Origin of the sequence: Ancylobacter sp. TS-1 (assembly GCF_009223885.1) — a bacterium.
GTDB lineage: Bacteria > Pseudomonadota > Alphaproteobacteria > Rhizobiales > Xanthobacteraceae > Ancylobacter.
Map to the genome: position 1 here is coordinate 1,942,830 of NZ_CP045144.1, position 23,854 is coordinate 1,966,683.

Annotated in this window: 24 protein-coding genes, 1 other RNA gene and 1 pseudogene; 15 read left to right on the forward strand and 11 right to left on the reverse strand. The window is 67.9% G+C overall.

The window, feature by feature from the left end:
- Positions 1–204 precede the first annotated feature (204 nt).
- Positions 205–3,072, forward strand: a pseudogene (locus GBB76_RS09300) (EAL domain-containing protein); the annotation flags it as partial.
- 484 nt (positions 3,073–3,556) lie between these two features.
- Here GBB76_RS09300 and GBB76_RS09305 read toward each other — a convergent pair.
- On the reverse strand, positions 3,557–4,183 hold the full coding sequence (locus GBB76_RS09305; RefSeq protein WP_152303054.1) for a YqgE/AlgH family protein: 627 nt from the start codon (positions 4,181–4,183) through the stop codon (positions 3,557–3,559).
- A gap of 135 nt (positions 4,184–4,318) precedes the next feature.
- Between GBB76_RS09305 and GBB76_RS09310 the strand changes: the two genes are divergently transcribed.
- Together GBB76_RS09310 and GBB76_RS09315 are read left to right on the forward strand one after the other, a co-directional pair.
- A complete protein-coding gene (locus tag GBB76_RS09310) occupies positions 4,319–5,161 on the forward strand; it encodes a protein-disulfide reductase DsbD domain-containing protein (protein ID WP_152303055.1) in 843 nt (280 codons plus the stop codon).
- Between the two features lie 136 nt (positions 5,162–5,297).
- Positions 5,298–5,783 carry a peroxiredoxin gene (locus GBB76_RS09315; protein WP_152303056.1) on the forward strand — a complete coding sequence of 162 codons (486 nt, stop codon included), beginning with the start codon at positions 5,298–5,300 and terminating at the stop codon, positions 5,781–5,783.
- Positions 5,784–5,885: 102 nt separating this feature from the next.
- Here GBB76_RS09315 and GBB76_RS09320 read toward each other — a convergent pair whose 3' ends face one another.
- Entirely contained in the window at positions 5,886–6,092 is a 207-nt protein-coding gene (locus GBB76_RS09320; RefSeq protein WP_152303057.1) for a YdcH family protein, read from the reverse strand.
- 211 nt (positions 6,093–6,303) lie between these two features.
- On the opposite strand from GBB76_RS09320, the gene GBB76_RS09325 reads away from it, so the two are divergent.
- Positions 6,304–6,480 (forward strand): YdcH family protein, encoded by a 177-nt coding sequence (locus GBB76_RS09325; protein WP_152303058.1) that lies wholly within the window; start codon positions 6,304–6,306, stop codon positions 6,478–6,480.
- 174 nt (positions 6,481–6,654) lie between these two features.
- Here the strand turns inward: GBB76_RS09325 and GBB76_RS09330 are convergent, their stop codons facing one another.
- Positions 6,655–7,383 carry a DUF6065 family protein gene (locus GBB76_RS09330; protein ID WP_152303059.1) on the reverse strand — a complete coding sequence of 243 codons (729 nt, stop codon included), beginning with the start codon at positions 7,381–7,383 and terminating at the stop codon, positions 6,655–6,657.
- 540 nt (positions 7,384–7,923) lie between these two features.
- On the opposite strand from GBB76_RS09330, the gene GBB76_RS09335 reads away from it, so the two are divergent.
- Positions 7,924–9,852, forward strand: a complete 1,929-nt coding sequence (locus GBB76_RS09335; RefSeq protein WP_152303060.1) for a propionyl-CoA synthetase — start codon at positions 7,924–7,926, stop codon at positions 9,850–9,852.
- Positions 9,853–9,947: 95 nt separating this feature from the next.
- Here the strand turns inward: GBB76_RS09335 and GBB76_RS09340 are convergent, their stop codons facing one another.
- On the reverse strand, positions 9,948–10,655 hold the full coding sequence (locus tag GBB76_RS09340) for a DUF1013 domain-containing protein (protein WP_152303061.1): 708 nt from the start codon (positions 10,653–10,655) through the stop codon (positions 9,948–9,950).
- Between the two features lie 270 nt (positions 10,656–10,925).
- On the opposite strand from GBB76_RS09340, the gene ispH reads away from it, so the two are divergent.
- From ispH to GBB76_RS09365, 5 genes are all read left to right on the forward strand, one after another.
- Positions 10,926–11,897 carry a 4-hydroxy-3-methylbut-2-enyl diphosphate reductase gene (ispH, locus tag GBB76_RS09345; RefSeq protein ID WP_152303062.1) on the forward strand — a complete coding sequence of 324 codons (972 nt, stop codon included), beginning with the start codon at positions 10,926–10,928 and terminating at the stop codon, positions 11,895–11,897.
- 146 nt (positions 11,898–12,043) lie between these two features.
- Positions 12,044–13,024 carry a homoserine kinase gene (locus GBB76_RS09350; protein ID WP_152303063.1) on the forward strand — a complete coding sequence of 327 codons (981 nt, stop codon included), beginning with the start codon at positions 12,044–12,046 and terminating at the stop codon, positions 13,022–13,024.
- On the forward strand, positions 13,021–13,521 hold the full coding sequence (rnhA, locus tag GBB76_RS09355; RefSeq protein ID WP_152303064.1) for a ribonuclease HI: 501 nt from the start codon (positions 13,021–13,023) through the stop codon (positions 13,519–13,521). Before GBB76_RS09350 ends, rnhA begins: the two co-directional genes overlap by 4 nt.
- A gap of 322 nt (positions 13,522–13,843) precedes the next feature.
- Complete coding sequence (gene ykgO / locus GBB76_RS09360; RefSeq protein WP_013167868.1) at positions 13,844–13,969, forward strand: type B 50S ribosomal protein L36; 126 nt, start codon at positions 13,844–13,846, stop codon at positions 13,967–13,969.
- Positions 13,970–14,070: 101 nt separating this feature from the next.
- A complete protein-coding gene (locus tag GBB76_RS09365; RefSeq protein WP_152303065.1) occupies positions 14,071–14,745 on the forward strand; it encodes a tetratricopeptide repeat protein in 675 nt (224 codons plus the stop codon).
- Here GBB76_RS09365 and GBB76_RS09370 read toward each other — a convergent pair.
- The 5 genes from GBB76_RS09370 to GBB76_RS09390 all read right to left on the reverse strand — a co-directional run bounded on the left by GBB76_RS09370 (position 14,738) and on the right by GBB76_RS09390 (position 18,401).
- On the reverse strand, positions 14,738–15,355 hold the full coding sequence (locus tag GBB76_RS09370; protein ID WP_162375535.1) for a dihydrofolate reductase: 618 nt from the start codon (positions 15,353–15,355) through the stop codon (positions 14,738–14,740). The two genes, GBB76_RS09365 and GBB76_RS09370, sit on opposite strands and share 8 nt — an antisense overlap.
- 212 nt (positions 15,356–15,567) lie before the next feature.
- Positions 15,568–16,851 carry an NAD(P)/FAD-dependent oxidoreductase gene (locus GBB76_RS09375; RefSeq protein ID WP_246669089.1) on the reverse strand — a complete coding sequence of 428 codons (1,284 nt, stop codon included), beginning with the start codon at positions 16,849–16,851 and terminating at the stop codon, positions 15,568–15,570.
- A gap of 22 nt (positions 16,852–16,873) precedes the next feature.
- Complete coding sequence (locus GBB76_RS09380) at positions 16,874–17,608, reverse strand: SspB family protein (RefSeq protein ID WP_152303068.1); 735 nt, start codon at positions 17,606–17,608, stop codon at positions 16,874–16,876.
- Between the two features lie 52 nt (positions 17,609–17,660).
- Positions 17,661–18,014, reverse strand: a transfer-messenger RNA (tmRNA) gene (gene ssrA / locus GBB76_RS09385).
- 69 nt (positions 18,015–18,083) lie between these two features.
- Positions 18,084–18,401: a hypothetical protein gene (locus tag GBB76_RS09390; RefSeq protein ID WP_152303069.1), complete on the reverse strand. Its 318-nt coding sequence runs from the start codon at positions 18,399–18,401 to the stop codon at positions 18,084–18,086.
- A gap of 279 nt (positions 18,402–18,680) precedes the next feature.
- Here GBB76_RS09390 and GBB76_RS09395 point away from each other — a divergent pair, with 279 nt between their 5' ends.
- From GBB76_RS09395 to GBB76_RS09405, 3 genes are all read left to right on the forward strand, one after another.
- The gene (locus GBB76_RS09395; RefSeq protein ID WP_152303070.1) at positions 18,681–19,115 is read left to right on the forward strand and encodes a hypothetical protein; all 435 of its coding nucleotides are present in this window, start codon (positions 18,681–18,683) and stop codon (positions 19,113–19,115) included.
- A gap of 109 nt (positions 19,116–19,224) precedes the next feature.
- Complete coding sequence (locus tag GBB76_RS09400) at positions 19,225–20,019, forward strand: thymidylate synthase (protein WP_152303071.1); 795 nt, start codon at positions 19,225–19,227, stop codon at positions 20,017–20,019.
- Positions 20,020–20,121: 102 nt separating this feature from the next.
- The gene (locus GBB76_RS09405) at positions 20,122–20,601 is read left to right on the forward strand and encodes a GNAT family N-acetyltransferase (protein ID WP_152303072.1); all 480 of its coding nucleotides are present in this window, start codon (positions 20,122–20,124) and stop codon (positions 20,599–20,601) included.
- A gap of 147 nt (positions 20,602–20,748) precedes the next feature.
- Here GBB76_RS09405 and GBB76_RS09410 read toward each other — a convergent pair whose 3' ends face one another.
- Complete coding sequence (locus tag GBB76_RS09410) at positions 20,749–21,363, reverse strand: Spy/CpxP family protein refolding chaperone (RefSeq protein WP_152303073.1); 615 nt, start codon at positions 21,361–21,363, stop codon at positions 20,749–20,751.
- Between the two features lie 133 nt (positions 21,364–21,496).
- The gene (gene fumC, locus GBB76_RS09415; protein ID WP_152303074.1) at positions 21,497–22,888 is read right to left on the reverse strand and encodes a class II fumarate hydratase; all 1,392 of its coding nucleotides are present in this window, start codon (positions 22,886–22,888) and stop codon (positions 21,497–21,499) included.
- A 429-nt stretch (positions 22,889–23,317) separates the two neighbouring features.
- On the opposite strand from fumC, the gene GBB76_RS09420 reads away from it, so the two are divergent.
- Together GBB76_RS09420 and GBB76_RS09425 are read left to right on the forward strand one after the other, a co-directional pair.
- A complete protein-coding gene (locus GBB76_RS09420; RefSeq protein WP_152303075.1) occupies positions 23,318–23,506 on the forward strand; it encodes a DUF4169 family protein in 189 nt (62 codons plus the stop codon).
- Entirely contained in the window at positions 23,503–23,781 is a 279-nt protein-coding gene (locus GBB76_RS09425; protein ID WP_152303076.1) for a ribbon-helix-helix domain-containing protein, read from the forward strand. The genes GBB76_RS09420 and GBB76_RS09425 overlap by 4 nt, the downstream gene beginning before the upstream one ends.
- Positions 23,782–23,854: the final 73 nt, after the last annotated feature.

Here is a 23,854-nt window from a genome sequence, read left to right on the forward strand (position 1 = left end):
GCCCGCGCGCCCTGTTCGCGCGACGCCTTGCCCCGGCCGCGTCGCGCCGTTACTCATCGTGGCGCGTCGCCGCACGAAGCCGGCGGCGCGGCATCCGAAGCCGTGTTCAGAGGAATTCGTTTGGCCATCGCCCGTCCCGCTTCGCCGCGCGGCCCTGCCGGCCGCCTTCCCCGCCGGCCGGACCTGTCCCGGTTCGCCGCGGCGATGGCGGCGCTGCTGCTGGCGGTGCTGCCGGCCATGCTGCTGCTCGGCGTGCCGAAGGCGATGGCGCTGGAAGCGGTGGCCATCCGCCTCGACGCCCTCGTCGTCGATCTGGCCCCGGCGGTCGAGCGGCGCACCAGCGAAACCGACCGCATCCAGGTTTCCACCGTGCCCGGCGCCGACGGCATCGTGCGCCGCATCGAGGTGCGCTCCGTCGCCCCCGGGCCGGACGGCAGCAAGTGGGCGATCTTCGCCCTGGCCAACAACACCGACGAGCAGGTCGACCGGCTGATCGTGGCGCCGCATTACCGCATGGTCGGCTCCGGCGTGTTCTGGCCGGACCTCGGCAACCGGCGCATCCTCAACGTCACCGCCAGCCAGGGCTTCCGCCCGGAGCGCCAGAACGCCCCCGACGCCGACGTGTTCCTCATCACCCTCGACCCCGGCACCACGGTGACGCTGGTGGCCGAGCTGGGCGATGGCGGCCTGCCGCAGCTCTATCTGTGGGAGCCGGAGGCCTACAAGGACAAGGTCAACTCCTTCACCCTCTACAACGGCATCGTCATCGGCATCGCCGGCCTGCTGGCCCTGTTCCTCACCATCCTTTTCGTGGTGAAGGGCAGCGCGATGTTCCCGGCCGCCGCCGCGCTGGCCTGGGCGGTGCTCGGCTATATCGGCCTCGATTTCGGCTTCTGGTCGAAGGTGTTCGGCATCTCGCCGCTGGCGCAGCAGTTCTGGCGCGCGGCGGGCGAGGCGATCCTCGCCGCCACCCTCGTCGTGTTCCTGTTCGCCTATCTCAACCTCAACCGCTGGCACGTGCGCTACGCCCATGTCACCGCCGGCTGGCTGGTCTTCCTCGCCGCCATTGTCGGCCTCGCTTTGCTCGACCCCTCGGCGGCGGCGGGCATCGCGCGTCCCTCGCTGCTGGTCGTCTCCTTCATGGGCTTCGGCGTGGTGATGTGGCTGGCGCTGCACCGCTACGACCGCGCGGTGCTGATCATCCCGACCCTGTTCCTGCTGGTGGTGTGGGTGATCACCGCCGGCATGGCGGTGTCGGGCCGCATCGGCAACGACCTCGTGGCCCCGGCCCTGCTCGGCGGGCTCGTGCTGATCGTCATGCTGATCGGCTTCACCGTGATGCAGCACGCCTTCGCCGGCATCGGCTCGGTGGCCGGCAGCGCGCAGGAGCTGGAGCGCCGCGCGCTCGCCGTGGCCGGCTCGGGCGACATCGTGTGGGACTGGGACGTCGACACCGACCGCATCCATGTCAGCCCCGAAGCCGAGCACATGCTGGGCCTCAAGCAGGGCACGCTGGAGACCGAGGCCGCCGGCTGGCTCGACATCATCCATCCCGGCGACCGCGACCGCTTCCGCGCCACGCTGGACGGGCTGCTCGACCAGCGGCGCGGGCGCATCGACCAGGATTTTCGCCTGCGTGCGCATGATGGTCATTATCTCTGGTTCAACCTGCGCGCCCGCCCCGTGGTCGGCACCGACGGCGAGGTGGTGCGCTGCATCGGCACGCTCTCCGACGTGACGGACAGCCGCACCGCCGAGGAGCGCATGCTGCACGACGCGGTGCACGACAACCTCACCGGCCTGCCGAACCGCGAACTGTTCCTCGACCGGCTCTCCGCCGCCGGCGGGCTGGCGCGCACTGACGAGCAGATCCGCCCGACCGTGATGCTGATCGACCTCGACCGCTTCAAGCAGGTCAATGCCAGCCTCGGCATGCCGGCCGGCGATTCCATCCTGCTCACGGTGGCCCGGCGCCTGATGCGCCTCGTCAAGCAGCAGGACACGCTGGCCCGGCTCGGCAGCGACCATTTCGCGCTCATCCTGCTCTCCGAGCGCGACCCCGAGCGCATCACCGCCTTCGCCGACACGCTGCGCCGCACGCTGCGCGCGCCGATCACTTTCGGCGACCGCGAGATCTTCATCACCGCCTCCATCGGCCTGCTTCTCGCCGACGGACAGAAGCGCACCCCGACCGAGATGCTCAAGGACGCCGAACTGGCGATGTATTTCGCCAAGCGCGTCGGCGGCGACCGCATCGAGGTGTTCCGTCCCTCCATGCGCACCCACAAGCTCGACCGGCTGACGCTGGAGGGCGACCTGCGCCAGGCGCTGGAGCGCAACGAGATCAGCATCGTCTACCAGCCGGTGGTCGACCTCACGACCCGCGCCGTCGCCGGCTTCGAGGCGATGGTGCGCTGGCAGCATCCCCATCTCGGCCTGCTGCCGCCGTCCGACTTCATGGGCATCGCCGAGGATACCGGCCTTGCCGTCGACCTCGGCCTGTTCGCGCTCGACACCGCCGCCCGCCAGCTCGGCGTCTGGCAGCGCAACCTGCGCGGCGACCCGATCTTCGTCTCGGTCAACATCTCCTCGCGGCACATGCTGCGCCACGACCTGCTTCAGGACCTGAAGGCCGTTCTCGCCCGCAATGTGGTCGCGCCCGGCACGCTGAAGCTCGAACTGGCCGAATCGCTCGCCATGGAGAACCCGGAATACGCCTCGCAGATCCTGCTGCGCATGCGCGAGCTGGGCGCCGGGCTGACGCTGGACGATTTCGGCACCGGCTATTCGGCGCTCGCCTATCTCCAGCGTTTCCCCTTCGACAGCATCAAGGTCGACCGCACCTTCATGAAGGCGCTCGGGCGCAGCGGCAACAAGGCCCAGCGCCCGATCATCCTGCGCACCATCATCAACATGGCGCACGACCTCGGCATGGACATCATCGCCGAGGGCATCGAGACCGAGCAGGTCGCCGCCGCGCTGGGCAAGCTCGGCTGCCGCTACGGGCAGGGGCGGCTGTTCGGCGAGCCGATGAGCGCCGACGACGCGCGCAAGCGGCTCCAGCCGGACCAGCCGCCGACCTCGCTGCTGGAGCGCAGCCGCCTGCTCTCGCGCGGTGCCCGCCCCACCAGCCCGCCGAGCCCGCCAGCCGCTCCCGTGCCGCCCGCACGCCCGGCGCAGCCGGCGACGCCCGCCGCCACTCCGTCCGGTACGGGCGCCGGTGCGCCGGCAAGCGCGCCCGCCCCGTCGCCGGCCCCTGCCGGCGCTACGCCGACACCGAACGGCGCCGCGCCCACCCAGCCGGTGGCGCGCATGCAGTCCGGCCCGGCACCGGCCGCCCAGCCGCAGCAGCTTGCCCGGCAGGCCTCTCTCCAGACCCCGCGCCCCGCGGGCACGCCCCCCTCCGGCACGACGACGGTCGCGCCTGCACCGACCCCGGCCGCATCGGACCCGGACGGCACGTCCTCGCGCTGAGGCGCTGCAAGAGGTTTAGGAAGAGGTTGCGGAAGGAGCCCGGCGGCGCTCGCCGGGCAGCACGGACGCCGGCCTGCCCCGTTCAGGCGTGCCCGGCCTCGGTGGACAGCATGCCGGGATCGATGCCGATCTTGCGAAGGGCGAGGTCGTATTTCGCCGCCGCCTCGGCATCGAACACCAGCGTCTGGTCGGCCGGACAATGCAGCCAGCCATTCTGCTGGATCTCGTTTTCGAGCTGGCCCGGCGCCCAGCCGGCATAGCCGAGCGCCAGCAGTGCATTAGCCGGGCCGCCGCCGCCGGCGATGGCCTTCAATATGTCGAGCGTGGCGGTCAGGCAGATGCCGTCGTCGATCGGCAATGTCGAATCCTGAATCACGAAGTCGGCGCTGTGCAGCACGAAGCCGCGCCCGGTCTCCACCGGCCCGCCGCGCAGCACCTTCACCTCGCCGGCGCTGGAGGGAAGGCGGATGCGCTCCTCCTGCGGGATGACGTCGAGCTGCACCAGAAGGTCGCTGAATTTGATGTGATGGGCGGGCTGGTTGACGATGATCCCCATCGCTCCTTCCGAGGAATGGGCACACAGATAGATCACCGCGCGGGCGAAACGCTCGTCGCGCATGCCGGGCATGGCGACCAGCAATTGCCCGTCGAGAAAGGTCCCGCCGGCGGCCGCACCGGAACCCGATCCGCGTTCTCGTCCGATCCACATGCAGGAAAGCGTAAACCCCGTGGGCGCATTTTCAACCCCGCTCCGGCGCGCAAGTCGGGCACGGCGGGCACCCTCACATGAAAGTGCGCCTCCCGCCGCTTTTCGATTCCGGCGGGAACGGCTATCGCCAATGACATGATTTCCAGCTTTCGCATCGCCGCTCTCTGCGCCCTCGCGGCGTCTCCGCTCCTCGCCACCGGCGCGTGCGCCGAGCTGTTCTCGCCCTGGTCGGCGACCGGCGGCACCTCGGCGCGGCTGATGGCCGGCGCCTCCGAGGCCGGGGCTGTGACCGGCGGGGTCGAGATACGTCTCGCGCCCGGCTCCAAGACCTATTGGCGCTACCCCGGCGACAGCGGAATCCCGCCGCATTTCGACTGGAGCGGCTCGCGCAATGTCGGCCGGGTCGAGGTGCTGTGGCCCGCGCCGGTGCGCTTCGACGACGGCGGCTCGATGTCGATCGGCTACAAGAGCGACGTCGTCATCCCGTTCCGTGTCACGCCGCGCGAGGCCGGCAAGCCGGTCGAGCTTCGGCTCGCTCTCGACTTCGCCATCTGCGGCAAGATCTGCCAGCCGGCCTCCGCCGCGCTCACCCTCGACGTGCCGGCGGAGGGCGCCGCCCCCTCCCCGCCCGCGCTTGTCGCGGCGCTGGCGAGCGTGCCGCGCCCCGCCACGCTCGGCGCGGCCGGCAGCCCCGGCATCGCCGTCGCCGAACTGCACACCGGCGCGGACGGCGCCTCGATCCGTGTCGAGACGCAGGTGGGCGACGCCGGGCAGGCCGACCTCTTTGTCGAGGGCCCGAACGAGGACTGGGCCCTGCCGCTGCCGAGCCGGGAGACCGGGCCGGACGGGCGCACCACCTTCGTGCTGCCGCTCGACGGCGTTCCCAAGGGCGCGGATATCGCCTCCGCGCGGCTGCGCTTCACCCTGATCGACGGCGACCGTGCGATCGAGGTGGACTCTCCGCTTTCCGTCCGCTGATACGGCTTCCCGACACGCGGGAAATGACTATTCTACCCCGCGACCGGACCCGCCGGTCACGGCGGGCGCCCTTATGCGCGGCCTTGCGGCGGGTTCCGTTGCCCACCCGCTTCCACCCGCACGAAAGGACACCATCATGACGATCAAGGTCGGCGACCAGCTGCCGAGCGTCACTTTCCGCGTCGCCACCGAGGACGGCCCGGTGCCGAAGTCGACGGACGAGATCTTCAAGAACAAGAAGGTCGTCCTGTTCGCCGTGCCCGGCGCCTTCACCCCCACCTGCCACAAGAACCACCTGCCGAGCTTCATCGCTCGCGCCGAGGAGTTCCTCGCCAAGGGCATCACCACCATCGCCGTGACGGCGGTGAACGATCCCTTCGTGCTGGCGGCCTGGGAGAAGGCCTCCAACGCCGGCGGCAAGATCGTGTTCCTGTCGGACGGCAATGCCGAGTTCGCCAAGGCGCTCGGCCTCGACTTCGACGCCTCGGCGGCCGGCCTCGGCGTGCGCTCCAAGCGCTATTCGATGCTGGTCGACGACGGCGAGGTGCTGATCCTCAATGTCGAGGACGTGCCGAGCAAGGCCGATAAGACCAACGCCGACGTGCTGCTCACGCAGTTCTGATCGGAAGCGTCCGCGTAACGCGCGAACCGATGGCCGGGCGTGTCCCGGCCATTTTCGTTCCGGGCCATGCCCGGCGCGCCGCTATCCTGCGAAACCCGTCGCTCACGCGATGATGTCGGGGCAGATCTGGTCCTCGATATAGCCGATGCGATCCCTCAGCATCAGCTTGCGCTTCTTGAGGCGCGCCATCTGCAGCTGGTCGCTGCCCGGCATTTCGTGCAGCGCCTCGATCGCCACGTCCAGATCGCGATGTTCCTGCCGCAGGCGCTCGAGGAGGTCCTGGAGCTCGCGTTCCTCATCCGCCGTCATCTGTGCCAAACGCTCGAACCAATCCCGACTCGCCCCGCCTTGCGCAGGGGTTGGAACGAAGTATCGCCGCCCTCGCGGCCGGCTGCAACTGGCTCCGCCGCCTCTCCACCGCAGGCTACCATAGTGCAGCGCAGCGCATCGTTTCGTCGACAGAGGGGGGCGGTCGTGACAGACTGATGACGTTCACTTCGGAAGACAGGAGAGACTGTCCATGACCATGCAGGCGCATGTTGCGGAGTTGGAACGGCGTCACCAGGCACTGGAAAGGGAACTGCGGGAAGAGGTCACTCGCCCCTCTGCCGACGATGTACGCATCGCCGACATCAAGCGGCGCAAACTTCTTCTCAAGGACGAGATCACGCGCCTGAAGGGGGCCACCCTCCACTGAGGCCCCACCGGGACTCCTCCTCCCGGCACAGCCGCGTGAACCGCGGGCCCGGCCCGCCATAATATCCCCTGAAGCGAAACTGCCGGCCGGGTCGGGGCGACCTGGCCGGCTCGTTTACGCCGGGCAAGCCGCCGCGCCCGGGACCGTTGGCGCGGGCTTTATCCCGGGTGGGCTCTATCCCGGCTTGCGAAACGGCCTCGGCCGACCGCGCGTGCGGTGCGAGGACGGCGCCGCCGGGCCGTCGAGATCGCGGCCGTGCTGATAGTGCTTCTGCCACCCGGCCTTGGCCGCCGCGGAACCCGGCACAGCGAGATCGGCCTGGAACCGGTCGCGGGACGCGCTCCATTCCCGGTAGCGACGATCGAGATCGGGGTCGTCGGCGAGCGGGCGGATTTCCGGCTGCATCGCTTCCACGTCGCCCCGGCGCACGGGAAAGATGTGGCAGAACGGCTCGCCCGCGCCGAAGCGTACCGCCGTGCGGGCCCGGGTGAACTTCCAGTTCATGGTGAAGGTGTAGGGAATCCAGTCGCTCTCGACCACGCCGGTCAGCGCCGAGATGGCGTCCTTGGGCCGGTTGATCGGCCCCTGCACGATGAGGTCCATCTCCGGCGGCGTGCGGAAGATGAACGGGACAGTGAAGGTGAGCACGCCCTCGCCGAAATGGCTGCGCGCGATGCAGCCCTCGCCATCCGGCATCACCACAATGTCGTCGATGCCGGGAGTGCCTCCCCACATGGCGGAGAAGCCGACCGGATTGCGCAGTTCCCATCCATGCGTGTTGGCGATCGCCAGCGGCAGGCAGCGATAGGGCGCGCGTTCGCGCGCCGCGTCCATCCAGTCCCGCTCGGGAGATGCCGCCACGATCTCGACGCCGTTGCCGATCGCGTAAGCCACCAGTTTCATGAGCGAAGCCCGCCCTGCAAACCGATCCTCGGATCACGCGCGCAGCGATCGCCCGCATAGCAGCAAGAACGGCGCATATGCGCCGATCGGCGTGAAGAAGTACGGGGTCTGTCCACCCGATTCAAATCCGAACGCACGGGGAGCGGACGTCCGGCGGGCGCCATGGCAGCCGGACGGCGCATCGGGTGCCTGCCGATTACGGCGGGGGAGGAGAAGGCGGCGGCACGGGCACGGGCACCGGAACAGGAACCGGAATGAAGCCCGAAACCACGACCTGGGCCACCAGCCCTGCCAGCTTGTCCCGCTTCCGTAGAAGCGGCGTCACGTAAGAACGCTTGTCAGTCACCAGCATGCCCCCAGCAATCAATCGCGAACGTTAGAAACACCCTCCGTCCCTGTCAACACGACGAACCATCCGGTCCGGAACGCGCCACCCCCTTCACCCGACGAAGGGCGTAAGCAATTGAGCGTTCTTGCCAGCGCGGGTGAGAGGCCGGAAAATTCCGGGCAACAATAATGATAGTCTGGGAGACGCCCGCCATGACCGCTTCGGTCAGCCACTATGCCGAGATCCATGCTCAGTCGATCCAGGATCCGGAACGATTCTGGCGCGAGGCCGCGCGCGCGATCGACTGGTTCGAGGAACCTGCGCGCGCCTTCGATCCGGCGCACGGCATCTATGGCCGCTGGTTCCCCGGGGGCGTCACCAATGTCTGCCACAACGCGGTCGACCGCCATGTCGCCGCCGGGCGCGGCGACCAGCCGGCGATCTTCTATGACAGCCCGGTGGCGGGCGCCAAGCGCACCGTCACCTATGGCGAGCTTCAGACCGAGGTGAGCGTGCTCGCCGGCGTGCTGCGCGACCTGGGCGTCGGCAAGGGCGACCGCGTGGTCATCTACATGCCGATGATCCCGGAGGCGGTGTTCGCCATGCTCGCCTGCGCGCGCATCGGCGCCATCCATTCCGTGGTGTTCGGGGGCTTTGCGGCGGCGGAACTGGCCAGCCGCATCGAGGATGCCCAGCCGAAGGTGATGCTCTCAGCTTCCTGCGGCATCGAGCCCTCGCGCATCGTCAACTACAAGCCGCTGCTGGACCTCGCCCTCACCATGGCGAAGCACAAACCCGACGCCTGCGTGATCTTCCAGCGCCCGCAGGTGGAGGCGAAGCTCGTACCCGGCCGCGACCACGACTGGGCGACGCTCCGGGCCGACGCCCTCGCCGCCGGCACGACGAGCGAATGCGTGCCGGTCGAGGCGACCGAGCCGCTCTACATCCTCTACACCTCGGGCACGACCGGAAAGCCCAAGGGCGTCGTGCGCGACACAGGCGGCTACATGGTGGCGCTGCGCTGGTCGATGGAAGGTCTCTACGACGTCGCCCCCGGCGAGGTGTTCTGGTCGGCATCGGACATCGGCTGGGTGGTCGGCCATTCCTACATCGTCTACGCGCCGCTGCTCGCCGGCTGCACCAGCGTACTCTACGAGGGCAAGCCGGTCGGCACGCCCGACGCCGGCGCCTTCTGGCGGGTGATCGAGGAATACAGGGTCGCGGCGCTGTTCACCGCGCCGACCGCGCTGCGCGCCATCAAGAAGGAAGACCCGGAAGGCCGGCTGATGGGCGATTATGACCGCTCATCGCTGCGCACCCTCTTCCTCGCCGGCGAGCGCGCCGATCCCGACACGGTGGAATGGGCGCAGGACAAACTCGGCGTGCCGGTGGTCGACCACTGGTGGCAGACCGAGACCGGCTGGGCCATCGCCGGCAATCCGGTCGGCCTCGGGGCGCTGCCGATCCGCGTCGGCTCGACCGGCGTGCCGATGCCCGGCTACCAGGTCGACATTCTCGACGAGGGCGGCCACCCGGTCGGGGCCGACCGCATGGGCTCCATCGCCATCAAGCTGCCGCTGCCGCCCGGCTGCCTGCCGACGCTATGGCAGCAGGACGAGCGCTTCCGTGAGAGCTACCTCGTCGAGTTCCCCGGCTACTACAAGACCGCCGATGCCGGCTTCAAGGACGCCGACGGCCAGCTCTTCATCATGGGTCGCACCGACGACATCATCAATGTCGCCGGCCACCGCCTCTCCACCGGCGGTATGGAGGAAGTGCTGGCCGCCCATGCCGACGTCGCCGAATGCGCGGTCATCGGCATCCATGACGAGCTGAAGGGCGAGGTGCCCTGCGGCTTCGTCGTGCTCAAGGCGGGCGTGTCGCGCTCGCCGGCCGACATCGAGAAGGAGATCGTCGCGCTGGTGCGCGAGCGCATCGGCCCGGTGGCCGCCTTCCGCCTCGCCATCACGGTGAACCGGCTGCCCAAGACGCGCTCGGGCAAGATCCTGCGCGGCACCATGAAGAAGATCGCCGACGCGCAGAGCTGGAACATGCCGGCGACCATCGACGATCCCGCCGTGCTGGACGAGATCGCCGCCGCGCTGCACGCGCGCGGCCTCGCCAAGGCATCGGCGGCGTAGTCTTCGGTCCTTGAACGGAAAAGGCCCGGAGCGGGACGCCGCGCCGGGCCTTTTTCATGTCTGGACGGTTCCGCGCCGCAGGGCGGCCGGAGCGCTCACTCCTCGTCGTCGGTCTCGCTCTTGCGCGAGCCGCCGAGCTTGGCGAACACGGTCTCGAGGTCGATCGCCTCCTCGCGCGGCTTGCGCGCGGGGGTGAAGGGCTCGGGCGCCTCGCCGGTCGACACGTCCACCGGCAGCAGCGTCGCCTCGTGCTCATGCGAGGCGGCGGTGGCCGGGCGGTCCTTGGAGGAACGCTGCACCTCGATGTCGAGGTCGATCTGCGAGCACAGGCCCAGCGTGACCGGGTCCATCGGCGTCAGGTTCTGCGCGTTCCAGTGGGTGCGCTCCTTGATCGATTCGATGGTGGTCTTGGTGGTGCCCACCAGCCGCATGATCTGGCTGTCCTTGAGCTCGGGATGGTTGCGCAGCAGCCAGAGGATCGCGTTCGGGCGATCCTGGCGCTTGGAAACCGGGGTGTAGCGCGGGCCGCGGCGGCGCTTCGGCTCCGGCAGCCGCACCTTGGATTCCAGCAGCTTCAGACGGTGGTTCGGATTCGTCTCGGCGCGCTCGATCTCCTCGCGGGCAAGCTGGCCGGTCGACACCGGGTCGAGGCCCTTGATGCCCTGCGCGACTTCGCCGTCGGCGATGCCCTTCACCTCGAGCACGTGCAGCTTACAGAAATCCGCGATCTGGTCGAAGGTCAGCGCGGTGTTCTCGACCAGCCACACGGCAGTGGCCTTCGGCATCAGGGGTGCGTTCGCCATGGGACGCGTCTCCATCCAGAATGGTTCATTCGGCCGCGCAAACTCCCTCACGCGCTCAACCCACCCTTCGGGGGGCAGAGCCTCGGACCGTCTCGCGATGACCGGGATGGCGGCAATATAGGCCCTTGCTCGTCGTCCTGCAAACTCAAAGAGGCGCAGCCGCGGCGCCGTCGGGCCCTTGGCTTGACAGCGCGGGCCGCGCCACCCATGACGGGGGCGTGGCCCTTCTGGATGCGCGCCCTTCCGGGCGCGCTCCCTCAGGACTTGGCGATGTCAGCAGCCGAAAAGCCTTCCCTGCGCGTTCTCCTGTGCGCCCCGCGCGGCTTCTGCGCCGGCGTCGTGCGCGCCATCGACGCGGTGGAGCGGGCGCTCGAGATCTATGGCCCGCCGGTCTATGTGCGGCACGAGATCGTACACAACAAATACGTCGTCGAGGGGCTGAAGGCGAAGGGCGCGATCTTCGTCGAGGAACTGCACGAGGTGCCGGCCGGCAGCACCGCGCCGGTGATCTTCTCCGCCCATGGCGTGGCGAAATCCGTGCCGGAGGATGCGGCGCGGCGGCAGTTCTTCGCCATCGACGCCACCTGCCCGCTGGTCACCAAGGTGCATCGCGAGGCCACCGTCCACTACAAGAGAGGCCGCGAGGTCGTGCTCATCGGCCATGCCGGGCACCCGGAGGTGATAGGCACCATGGGCCAGCTTCCCGAGGGCGCCGTCGCACTGGTGGAAACCGCCGAGCAGGCCCGCACCTTTACCCCGCGCGATCCCGGCAACCTCGCCTTCACGACGCAGACCACCCTTTCCATCGACGACACCGCCGAGATCGTGGCGATCCTGCGCGAACGCTTTCCCTCCATGGTGGCGCCGCACAAGGAAGACATCTGCTACGCCACCACCAACCGGCAGGAAGCGGTCAAGCGCGTCGCCCCGCAGGTGGATGCGATGATCGTGGTCGGCGCGCCCAACTCCTCCAACTCGCAGCGTCTGCGCGAGGCCGCCGAGCGCGAGGGCTGCCGCCACGCCGCGCTCGTGCAGCGGGCCGGCGAGATCGACTGGAACCTGTTCGGCGCCATTTCCTCGCTCGGCGTCAGCGCCGGCGCCTCCGCCCCCGAAATCCTCGTCGAGGAGATCCTCGACGCCTTCGCCGAGCGCTACACGCTCAAGGTGGAGACGGTGCACACCGCGCATGAGGATGTGTTCTTCCCGCTGCCCCGCCAGCTCCGCCCCGACGCGGCGGAATGAGGCGACACATGTATGCCGCTCCTCTTTCTTCCCTCATGCCCGGGCTTGACCCGGGCACCCAGTCCTTCTGGATCCCCGGATCAAGTCCGGGGATGAGGGTGGAGAAGATGGAGAGCGGACATCCCTTCCCAGGACGCTGCTGAACCATGGCCGTCTACACCGACGTTTCGCCGGAAGAGCTCGAAGCCTTCCTTTCCACCTACGAACTCGGCCGCCTGCGCGCCTTCAAGGGCATCGCCGAGGGCGTGGAGAATTCCAACTACCTGCTGCAGACGGAAGCCGGCAGCTTCATCCTCACCCTCTACGAGAAGCGGGTGAACCCGGCCGACCTGCCCTTCTTCGTCGCGCTGATGGAGCACCTCGCCACGCGTGGGATCGACTGCCCGCAGCCGGTGCGCAATCGCGAGGGGATAGCGCTCGGCACGCTGGCGGGGCGCCCGGCGCTGATCGCGACCTTCCTGCTCGGCACCTCGGTGCGCCGGCCGACCGCCGCCAACTGCGCCGCGCTGGGCGCCGCGCTGGCCGGGCTGCACAAAGCCGGCGCCGACTTCACGGGCTTCAGCCGGGTGAACGCGCTCTCCGTGAAGGGCTGGCGCCCGCTCTACGATCAGGCGGCGGCGCGTGCCGACACGGTGGCGCCGGGCCTCTCGGCGCTCATCGCCGACGAGCTCTCAGTGCTGGAGGCGAACTGGCCCGCCGGCCTGCCCGCCGGCGTCATCCATGCCGATTTGTTCCCCGACAACGTGTTCTTCACCGACGGGCGGCTGTCCGGGCTGATCGACTTCTACTTCGCCTGCAACGACCAGCTCGCCTATGACGTCGCCATCTGCCTGAATGCCTGGTGCTTCGAGCCCGACGGCGCCTACAACCAGACCAAGGGCCGCGCGCTGCTCGCCGCCTATCAGGCCGAGCGCCCGCTCGCGGCGGAGGAGATCGCCGCGCTGCCGCTGCTGGCGCGCGGGGCGGCGCTGCGCTTCCTGCTCACCCGCCTCGTCGACTGGCTGAACGTGCCGCCCGGCGCGCTGGTGCGCCCGCACGACCCGCTCGAATATCTGCGCAAGCTGCGCTTCCACCGCTCGGTGACGAGCCCGCGCGATTATGGCGTGTCCGAAAGCGTTTCGGCGTGAAGACGGCGCCGGGCACCGCGCGCGTCTTCGCCGACGACGCACCGAGCGACACGCCGAAAGGCATCGTCGCGATCTGGACCGACGGCGCCTGCTCGGGCAATCCGGGCCCCGGCGGCTGGGGCGCGATCCTGCGCTATGCCGGCGCCGAGAAGGAACTTTCCGGCGGCGATTCCCCCACCACCAACAATCGCATGGAACTGATGGCGGCGATCTCCGCCCTGGAGGCGCTCAAGCGCCCCTGCATCGTCGACCTGCACACCGACAGCGAATATCTGCGCAACGGCATCACCAAATGGATCGCCGGCTGGAAGCGCAATGGCTGGCGCACCGCCGACAAGAAGCCGGTGAAGAATGTCGACCTGTGGGAGCGGCTGGAACTGGCCATCGCCCGCCACGAGATCCGCTGGCACTGGGTGAAGGGCCATGCCGGCGACGAGATGAACGAGCGCGCCGACGAACTGGCCCGCGCCGGAATGGCGCCCTACAAGCGGGCGTGAGGCGCCGTGGCGGAACGCCTCGGCCGGCGCGAGACCTCCTGCCGCGACCCGGGTCGCACTACCCCCGCACAACGCTATCCCCGGACCTGATCCGGGGATCCACACAATCGCCGCCGCCCGCGTCCGGCCGAAAGACGCGGATGGCCGGGACAGGCCCGGCCATGACGCGCTCTTTTCGTGGCGGGGAAAACCCGTGCCAAGATTGACAAGGCCCCCTCCCCTCCGCTATCAGCCGGGCCTCGAATTAAAGCTGGCGGATCGGGGCGCGGCCATGGAGGCGCCGTCTCATGCGCAAGCGCTGTCGATCCGAAGGTTACGTGTCATGAAGATCCGCAATTCCCTGAAGTCGCTGCTCGGCCGTCACCGTGACAACCGTCTGGTGCGTCGCAAGGGCCGCGTCTACATCATCAACAAGACCCAGAAGCGCTTCAAGGCCCGCCAGGGCTGAGCCGCGCAGGCTGGATCTTCCGGCGCCGGCCGCGTTCACGATTTCGCGGCCTGCTGCCCTGCAACATTGAACGAGGGCGCCATCACTCCTAGACTGGAGTCATGCGCGCCCTTTTTGCTGTCTTCGTCATCGCCGCCGCCTCGCTCGGTGTCCAGATCGGGGCCCCACTCCTGGGAGCGCCTTCCGGCGCCCGCGCTCAGGGGGCGGCCCTGCCCGACCGTCCCGCCGCGAAGGCCGGGCCGTCCGGCGAGGCTGCCAAGCCGCCCGGCGACGCCGCCGCTCAGGAGCCCGACCGCGGCAAGCGCCTCGATGCGCTGTTCGCCGCGCTGAAGGTGGCACCGGACAAGGAATCCGCCAAGGGTATCGCCGAGCGCATCGACATCGCGCTGACCCCCTCGGGCAGCGAGACGACCGACCTGCTGATGAGCCGCGCGGCCCTCGCCAGCGAGGCGAAGGATTTCGACCTCGCCATCCAGCTCCTCGACGGCGTGCTCGCCATTTCGCCCGATCACCTCGATGCGTGGAACAAGCGCGCCACCATCTTCTATCTCAAGCAGGACTTCTCCGACGCGCTGGTCGATCTGCGGCAGGTGGTGGCGCGCGAGCCGCGCCATTACGGCGCCTGGGCCGGCATCGCCATCATCTGCAAGGAGATCGGCGACGAGAAGCGGGCTTTGGAGGCCGTGCGCAATGCGCGCGCGATCTACCCCCATCTCGACGAGGTCGAGGACATGGAGAAGACGCTGACGATCAGCGTCGAGGGTCGGCCTATCTGACAGGCAAACGCAGCTTGATCAGATCAAACAATTCAGCCTCTGGCATCGCCTTGCCGACGACATTCAGAGCCGATCTCGTCCGTATGGGTCGCCGCTTTTTTTCAAGAATTCGGAACTCATAATCAAATTGATCAAGCTCACTACGTTTTACAAATTCTTTATGTTTTACCGACCAATCACCTTTACCGAATTCCATATTGAAATACGAATCTCCAACGATCTCATCGTCTTGGATCTCCGTTAGATAGACCTTAGATACATAATTCTTCATCGAATTAAATATCTGCTCTCCACCAATAATAAACATTTCTTTCATGGAACGTATATTAGATATAATATCTCCAACAAAAATTGCCGTACTTAAATCTTTACAAAAGATAAGATTATCGGCCTCAAAACTATTATTTCGAGATATAACGATACTTACTCTATTCGGCAGCGGCTTGCCAATTGACTCGAAAGTCTTGCGTCCCATTATTATAACGCTTCCGCTGGTTATCTGGCGGAAGCGGCGTAAATCTGAGCTCAAGCGCCAAGGCAGATCATTATTGCAACCGATAACGTTATTCTTGGTGCGCGCAACGATATAAGACACCTTCGGCATAATCATTCGTACATGCCTCTTGGAGTTGCGCACCCAAGGGTAACGCCGCCGCAACGAAGAAAGGGTTGGCCAAAACCTGCGTAGGTAGCCAGCACCCTTGCCGCTCGCGACGAGCCGCTCAACGCTTCTCTGCCTTACAAGGGAACTTGTTAACATCTTCCCCTAAATCCACAGCGCAATGGAGAGGCAGAACAGGGTGAACGTTTTTCGTTGACACATCATCTCCCGCGCAGCTGCGCGAGCGCCGCCTCGGCGGCGGCGAGGCCGGTCTCGTGCGCTCCGTGGGCGGTGGAATAGGCGTGCGCCGACACCGCCTCGCCGGCGAACAGGATGCGCCCGCCGAGCGGGGCGGCATGGGTGGCGGAAAGCCGCGCGCGCACATGGGCGAAGCCCGGCAGCGCGCAGCTATAGGCGCCGCCGATCAGCGGGTCGGCGACCCAGCCCGTGGTGGCGAGCCCCACCACATGCTTTTCGATATCGGCGCCGAAGGCATCCTTCAGCGCGGCGAGGCCGAAATCGCGCATCGCCGCGGGTCCCGCCGCCACCAGCCGCGCGGCGTTGTCGCCGCCGAGCTGGCCGACGGCCATCGGCGCGCCGAACGGATTGACCACGAAATTGATCGGGCGCCGGTCGGGGTTCGCCACGTCGATCGTGTCGACATAGGTGGTCGGCGCCACGCCGAAGACGTCGCGGTCGAACAGGAAGGCCACCTTCTCGGCGGTGCCGAGCGGCAGCGTCTCGAACGCCTCGGCGAGTTCCGCCGGCAGATGCGGCGCGAATGTCAGCCCGCCGCGCGCGATGACGGTGGTCGGCACCGCGACGATGGCAAGGCGCGCCTTCAGCGTGCCGCGCGGCGTCTCCAGCGCCACCCCCTCGCCCGACCAGTCGATGCGCGCGACCGGGCAATCGGTGACGACGGCAAGGTCCGGCGCGCGGCGCGCGGCCAGCGCCTGGATGAGCGCGCCATAGCCCTTCTCCACCGGGCAGTTCTCGCCGGTGTCGGAATAGGCGGCATAGTCGAGAGCGGAGAGCCGTTCCGGCTCGGCGGCGGAAAGCAGGGTCAGCCAGTGCCGCACCAGCCGGATCCACGGCGCGGCGGGATCGAGCACGGCGCTGGCGGCGACGTCGCGCCCCTCCTCGCCAGCCTTGTGGACGACGGCGTAGCCGTGCTGGATCGCCTGCCAGATCGCCTCGCGCTCGGCCTCATTGGCCCAGCGGTCGCCCAGATAGGTCGCCCGCGCCTGCCGATTGCCGCGCACCATATAGGCAAAGCCCAACTCGTCGGCGGCGGCGCGCAGCGGGTTGACCGAGGCCGAATGCAGCCAGTGGCAGCCCCGGTCCCAGGCGACGCCGAACGTGTCGGTATCGGTAAAGGCGCGCCCGCCGGTGCGGGCGGCGGCTTCCACCACCAGCACGTCGACGCCGGACTGGCGCAGCCGCGCCCCGGCAGCAAGACCCGCCGCGCCGGCGCCGACGACGATCACCTCGGGATTGGCACTCACGGGTCGCTTCTTCGCTGGAGGGTTATTTCTTGCGGAAGGCGTCGAGGCGCACGACCTGCGCGCCGCCATCCTTTGCGCCGTCATCCTTGCCGGCATTGTCCTTGCCGCCGGCATCCTTGGCGGCCGCGTCCTTGGGCGCCGTATCCTTGGAAGCGGCTTCCTTGGGCGACGGCTTGCCCTCGCCGGCCGGCGCGGGGCGGGCGGCGCGGGGAGCCGTGGCGGGAGCCGGCTTCGGCTCGCGGGTGGCGGCAGTGGCCGGCTCGGCCGGACGGGCGGGGGCGCGCGTGGAAGGCACCGAGGTCGGGCGCGCCTCGCCGAGCATCGTCACCGGGGAAGGCGTCGGCGCCGGGGCGGGCGGCGTGTCGGAAAGGGAGGCCGGCTCGGCCGCCTCGTCTTCCTCGGCCACCGGCTCGAACTGCAGCCCGAACTTCACAGACGGGTCGAAGAAGCCCTTGAGCGCGGAAAAGGGAACGTGCAGCCGCTCGGGGATGCCGTTGAAGGACAGACCGACCTCGAAGAACGGCTCCGTCACCACAAGGTCCCAGAACTGGTGCTGGAGGACGATGGTCATCTCTTCCGGGTAGCGCTCCTTCAGGCGCGGCGAGAGCCGCACGCCGGCCGCGCACGTGTCGAAGGAGACATAAAGATGGTGATCGCCCGGCAGGCCGTCGCGGGCCACATCGGTCAGCACGCGGCGGACAACGCCGCGCAAGGCGTCCTGAACAAGCAGGTCATAGCGGATTAGGTCGACGCTCATGCCGGCAATGAACCCGATTCCGGTCCCGGCCGCCAGCCGGTCAGGTGAGGAAAGTGCAGGCTTCTGTTGCCAGGTGCCTGCGAACCCCGCCTCACGGTGCTACCCGCTTGGACTTATTTTCCGTAGATCAAACCGCTCACGCGGCCTGAGCAACCGGAGCATAGTTGTCGTTGGCAACTATATGTTTGGTCCGATGACGGCGGTACCATGCCGGGCGAAAGAAGACCCTTTACGCTCTCGTCGATCCTGTTTCGCCCCCGCCGCAGCCCACCCTTCGATGGGCTCCGGTGGAGGCGCCGGGTACTGCCCCCGGGTCCGAAGAGTTTATTCCGATGTCCGTTTATCGCCATAGCCGACTTGCGCCGGCAGATCGAATATAGGGGTTCCCCGGCCCGGTTGGAAGGGGGCGCGCGCCCCTTCCCCCGATCCCGGCAAAATGCGGCGCCCCCGCGCCCGGCGGCTCACGCCGGCACGCTCACGCCTCCGTCTGGTCGCCATACTGGAGATGCTCGATCGGCTTGTTGCCGCCGACCGTGCCGTGCAGCTTCTCCTCGAGCGCGATAATCCTGGCGCGCAGGGCCTCCAGGACGATCTGGCGCATCAGATCATAGTCGAGCCGCACGGAGGAATGGGCGCTGCGCAGCGCCTGCCCCTGGCGCAGCACGAGCGAGGGCACGGTGTGCGCATGCTCGACCGTGAAGTCGAGCGGATGCGTCGCGTCCTTCTCCAGCAGGTTGAGATGCATGCGCAGGCGGTGATGCTCGGTGTGCAGGGCGTCGATACTGTCGGTCATGATGGTCTCCCTCCGTCGTGCCTCGCACGACAACGAGCCGGAGGCGCCGAAGTTCCCATGATACCGCCACAGGCGCGGCTCCCGCCCGTCGGAAAGGCATCGAACGGCCGCGCCCCCGGCCCGCCGCGAAATGACCCCGGAAATGCCCCGGCCGGCACGGGAACGCCGGCGCCGCCCGGCCGTTGGGTTGGTCAGGCCGCCTGGCGTCGCCGGCGGCATGGGGTGCAGCCCGGCGGACATTCCGCCGTCGGCTGCGGGGCGGACGGAAGGAGACATGTCATGAACTCTGCCAAGACGCTTGTAGGAGGGTCGTCCGCGTTCCGGACCCTCGGCATTGCCGCCCTGCTCGGCGCCGCCACGCTCGCCTCCCCCGCCTCGGCGCAGGAGGTCTATCTGCGCGGACCCGGCCCCCTGCCGCCGGGAACGGTGATCATCGAGGAGCCTGGCTATGGCCCCGGCTATCTGCCGCCCGGCGGTCACGTCATCGTGCGGGAGGCCCCGCCCCGCGTGCTGGTGCCCGAGGCGCCCGAGCGCGTCATCGTGACCGATCCGATGGGCGGCCCCTATGCCCGCGAGGTCTATGTCCGCCGCCCCGCGCCGCCCGAGGCGGTGCCGGACGGCTATTATGACGACGCCCCCTTCGGCGGCGACTGCCGCACGGTGGAGCGCGAATCCCGCTCCGGCCTCGTCACGGTGAGCACGGTCTGCGACTGACGCGCGCGGCGCATAATCTGTCGAAAGGTCGGAGCCCGGCGGGCGGGGCTGATGCACCGCCCGCCGGGCAATGCTATATCTAGTAGCCAGACAGCCGGCGGGACGGAACATGCGGCAATATCACGAGCTTCTGGAACGGGTGCTGCGCGAGGGCACGCGCAAGGAGGACCGCACCGGCACGGGCACGCTGTCCGTGTTCGGCCATCAGATGCGCTTCGACCTCGCGGAAGGCTTTCCGCTCGTCACCACCAAGAAGCTGCATCTGCGCTCCATCGTCCACGAATTGCTGTGGTTCCTCGCCGGCGACACCAACATCGCCTATCTCAAGGCCAACGGCGTCTCGATCTGGGACGAGTGGGCGGACGCCAACGGCGATCTCGGCCCGGTCTATGGCCACCAGTGGCGCTCCTGGCCGGACGGGCGCGGCGGCGTGATCGACCAGATCGCGCAGGTCGTCGCCGACATACGCCGCAACCCGGATTCGCGCCGGCTGATCGTCTCCGCCTGGAACCCCGCCGACGTGCCGCAGATGGCGCTGCCGCCCTGCCACTGCCTGTTCCAGTTCTACGTGCTGGACGGCAGGCTCTCCTGCCAGCTCTACCAGCGCTCGGCCGACATCTTCCTCGGCGTGCCGTTCAACATCGCCTCCTATGCGCTGCTCACCCATATGGTGGCGCAGGTCAGCGGCCTGAAGCCGGGCGACTTCGTGCACACATTCGGCGACGCCCACATCTATTCGAACCATGTCGAGCAGGTGCACGAGCAGCTCTCGCGCGCCCCGCGCGCCCTGCCGACCCTGAGGCTCAACCCGGCCGTGGACGACCTGTTCGCCTTCCGCTTCGAGGACATCGCGGTGGAAGGCTACGACCCCCACCCCGCCATCAGGGCGCCGGTGGCGGTGTAGACACCACTCCGCCCCAACCGAACGCCGTCGTCCCGAGGCGCTCGCGCAGCGAGCCTCGAAGGATGACGCCGCTCGATATGAACGCACAACGGAACGTCGCCCATGTCCCTCGCCCTCCGCCCCGCCCGGCCCGAAGACGCCGCACTCATCCTCGCCTTCGTGCGCGAGCTTGCCGACTACGAGAAACTGCTGCACGAGGTGGAGGCGACGGAGGACGATATCGCCCGCGACCTGTTCGGGCCGAACCCCCGCGTGTTCTGCGACATCGCCGAATGGGACGGGCAGGCGGCCGGCTTCGCGCTGTGGTTCTACAACTACTCCACCTTCCGCGGCCGGCACGGCATCTATCTCGAGGACCTCTATGTGAGCCCCGCCTTCCGCGGACGCGGCATCGCGAAGGCGCTGATGCGGAACCTCGCCCGCCGCTGCATCGCGGAGGGGCTCGGCCGCTTCGAATGGTGGGTGCTCGACTGGAACGAGCCGGCCATCCGCTTCTACCGCTCGATCGGCGCGCGGCCGATGGACGCCTGGACGGTGCAGCGCGTCACCGGCGAGGCGCTGGCGACACTGGCGGAAGGCTAAGCCAGCCGGCAACGGACCGCTGGCATGAAAAAGCCGCCGGCGCGGGCCGGCGGCAAAGGTTCGGGCGGCAAAAGTGCTGACGCAACGCCCGTGGGGTCCGGGAGAGCGAGCCCGGCGGACCGGGCTCGCGGAAGCGGTCGGCGTCGCTCAGAGCGGCTCGCCCTGCGGGCCGGGCATGCCGGGGCCGCCGGGAGGCGGCAGGCGGTGATGCACCGGGCCGCCATCCGGGCCGGGACCCGGCCGGCCGGGGCCGAAGCGGTGCGGGCCGCGCTCGTGCCGGTCGCCGGCAAAGGCCATGTGCGGATGCTCGGCCTGCTTGAACAGGATGGCGAAGCGCCGCTTCTGCGCCTCGTCGAGGCTCTGGTAGAGCGGGGCCGCCGCATCGGCGAGCTTCTTCAGCGTCTCGCCGCGCTCCAGCAGGCCGTCGGCACGCTCCTGCAGGCGCTGGATCACGTCCGGGCGCTCGCCCTTCCGGCGTTCGGCCTTGTCGGCCCGGCGCTCGGCGCGGTGGTCGATACGCTCCTGCGCGTCCTCGCGCAGCGCGCTCTCCAGCGCCGGCCACAGCTTCTCCTGGTCGGTGTTCAGGCGCAGCCCGGCCTTCAGCGCGGCGATGCGCGCATCGCTCATGGCGCCGGCGAACTCGGCCATCTGTTCGGGGCTCGGGCGGGGGCGTTCGCCGGCCCGGAATTCCGGCGCGGCGATACCGAAAGTAACGCTGGCGAGCAGCGCGGCGGCAGTGGCGGCGATAATCGTACGCTTCATCGGCCTCATCTCCGTTAAGAAGTGAGGCCGATGGTGGAGCGAATACGGACGAAGCTCAAATGAAACTTCTGTAATGAACCTGAATGACTTTCAGAAACAAAGATGAATAGCCATTCAGGTTCATGAATATCCATTAACCCGGAGAAATCATCTTCTCCGGGCGAACGACGGCATCGAACTCCTCATTCGTCACATAACCGCCGCCGACAGCTTCGTCGCGCAGCGTGGTGCCGTTCTTGTGCGCGGTCTTGGCGATCTTGGCAGCGTTGTCGTAACCGATCTTCGGCGCCAGCGCGGTGACCAGCATGAGCGAGCGCTCCAGCGCCGCCTTGATGTTGTCCTCGCGCGGCACGATGCCGACGACGCAATTGTCGGTGAAACTCACCGCCGCGTCCGACAGCAAACGGACAGACTGCAGGAAGTTATATGCCATCACCGGATTATAGACATTGAGCTCGAAGTGACCCTGACTGCCGGCGAAGCCGAGCGCGGCGTTGTTGCCGAACACCTGCACGCAGACCTGGGTGAGCGCTTCGCACTGGGTCGGGTTCACCTTGCCCGGCATGATCGAGGAGCCGGGTTCGTTCTCCGGCAGGGAAAGCTCGCCGAGGCCCGAGCGCGGGCCCGAGCCGAGCAGGCGGATGTCGTTGGCGATCTTGAACAGCGACACCGCCACCGTGTTGATCGCCCCGTGCGAGAACACCATGGCGTCATGGGCGGCCAGCGCCTCGAACTTGTTCGGCGCCGAGGTGAAGGGCAGGCCGGTGATGGCGGCGATCTTCTCGGCCACCTTCTCGGCGAAACCGATCGGCGCGTTGAGCCCGGTGCCGACCGCCGTGCCACCCTGGGCGAGTTCCATCAGCCGCGGCAGGGTCAGCTCGATCCGCTCGATGCCGGTCGCCACCTGCTGGGTGTAGCCGGAGAATTCCTGACCCAGCGTCAGCGGCGTCGCGTCCTGGGTATGGGTGCGGCCGATCTTGATGATGTGCTCCCACGCCCTCGCCTTGGCGGCGAGCGCGTCGCGCAGCTTCGCCAGCGCGGGCAGCAGCGCGTGCACGATCTCCACCGCCGCGGCGACATGCATCGCCGTCGGATAGGTGTCGTTGGACGACTGGCTCATATTGACGTGGTCGTTCGGGTGGACCGGCTTCTTGGAGCCCTTCACCCCGCCGAGCATCTCGATGGCGCGGTTCGAGATGACCTCGTTGGCGTTCATGTTCGACTGCGTGCCCGAGCCGGTTTGCCAGACCGAGAGCGGGAAATGCGCGTCGAGCTTGCCGTCGATCACTTCCTGCGCCGCCTTCACCACCGCGTCGGCGATGGCCGGGTCGAGATGGCCGAGCTCTCGGTTGGTCTCCGCCGCCGCCCGCTTGATGACGCCGAGCGCGCGGACCACCGGCAGCGGCTGCTTCTCCCAGCCGATCTTGAAATTGCCGAGCGAGCGCTGCGCCTGCGCGCCCCAGTACTTGTCGTCCTCCACCTCGATTGGACCGAACGTGTCGGTTTCGATGCGGGTGTTGCTCATCGTCAGAACCTTTCGGGATCGGGCGCCCAGGGACCGTGCCGACGACCGGCCGACGAGGCGGGACGCCGCTCGTGCGCGGCCGGTTTAGCACGCGTGCCCGCGCGGGAAAATGCGACCTCGGGCGGCCCCGCCGCCGCCCTGCCGACACAATCGCTGCGATCACGAACGCGTGATGATCGCGGTTGTGATCCACCGGCGACCTCGTGCGTAAAACGAGATGTTGCTTTGCAGCGCGTTTTTCGCCATCGCTACCGGTACGATTTCAATGTGAAATTTATCGACCGAACAAGATTAGACCAACTGGTCCGAACATAACGTATTGTACGAGAATACCTAATTTCTGCCGACTTTGGCGCGTAGCAAGATGACCGGCCTGATTGAGCAGCATGATCGGTTGGTTGTGCCGCTCCAACCCGGGAGCGAATGCTGATGTCGGATATCGTAAATCTCAATCGGTACCGTAAGCGCCGCGTGCGTGAGCAGGCGGAACAAAGTGCCGCCGCCCGGCGTTTGGAGTTTGGCCGGTCGAAGTCTCAACGCGAGTTGGAGGCCTCCACTGAGCGTCTGCAGAAAAACTCGCTCGACGGACATAGGCGCATACGAGAGGACGACACATGAAGAGCCCCGTGGTTAAGCGGTCGATTGTAATTGCTGGGCACAAGACAAGCGTCAGCCTGGAAGACCAGTTCTGGGACGCGCTGAAGGAAATTGCCGCCAACCGGCGCAGCACCCTCTCCGAGATCGTTGCCTCGATCGATTCCGGGCGCAACCAGGGCAACCTTTCCTCGGCCATTCGCCTGTATGTGCTGGCCCATTATCGCGGCCAGTCGGGCGGGCGCGACAATCTGGACGCGATGGATCGCCCCACTTCCGCGCGCTCTACCGTTGCGTAAGCCCCCCACGTCGCCCATATCGGAAAACGGCGGCGCGTTGTAACCGGATGCCTCGTCACCTATAACCGCCTCG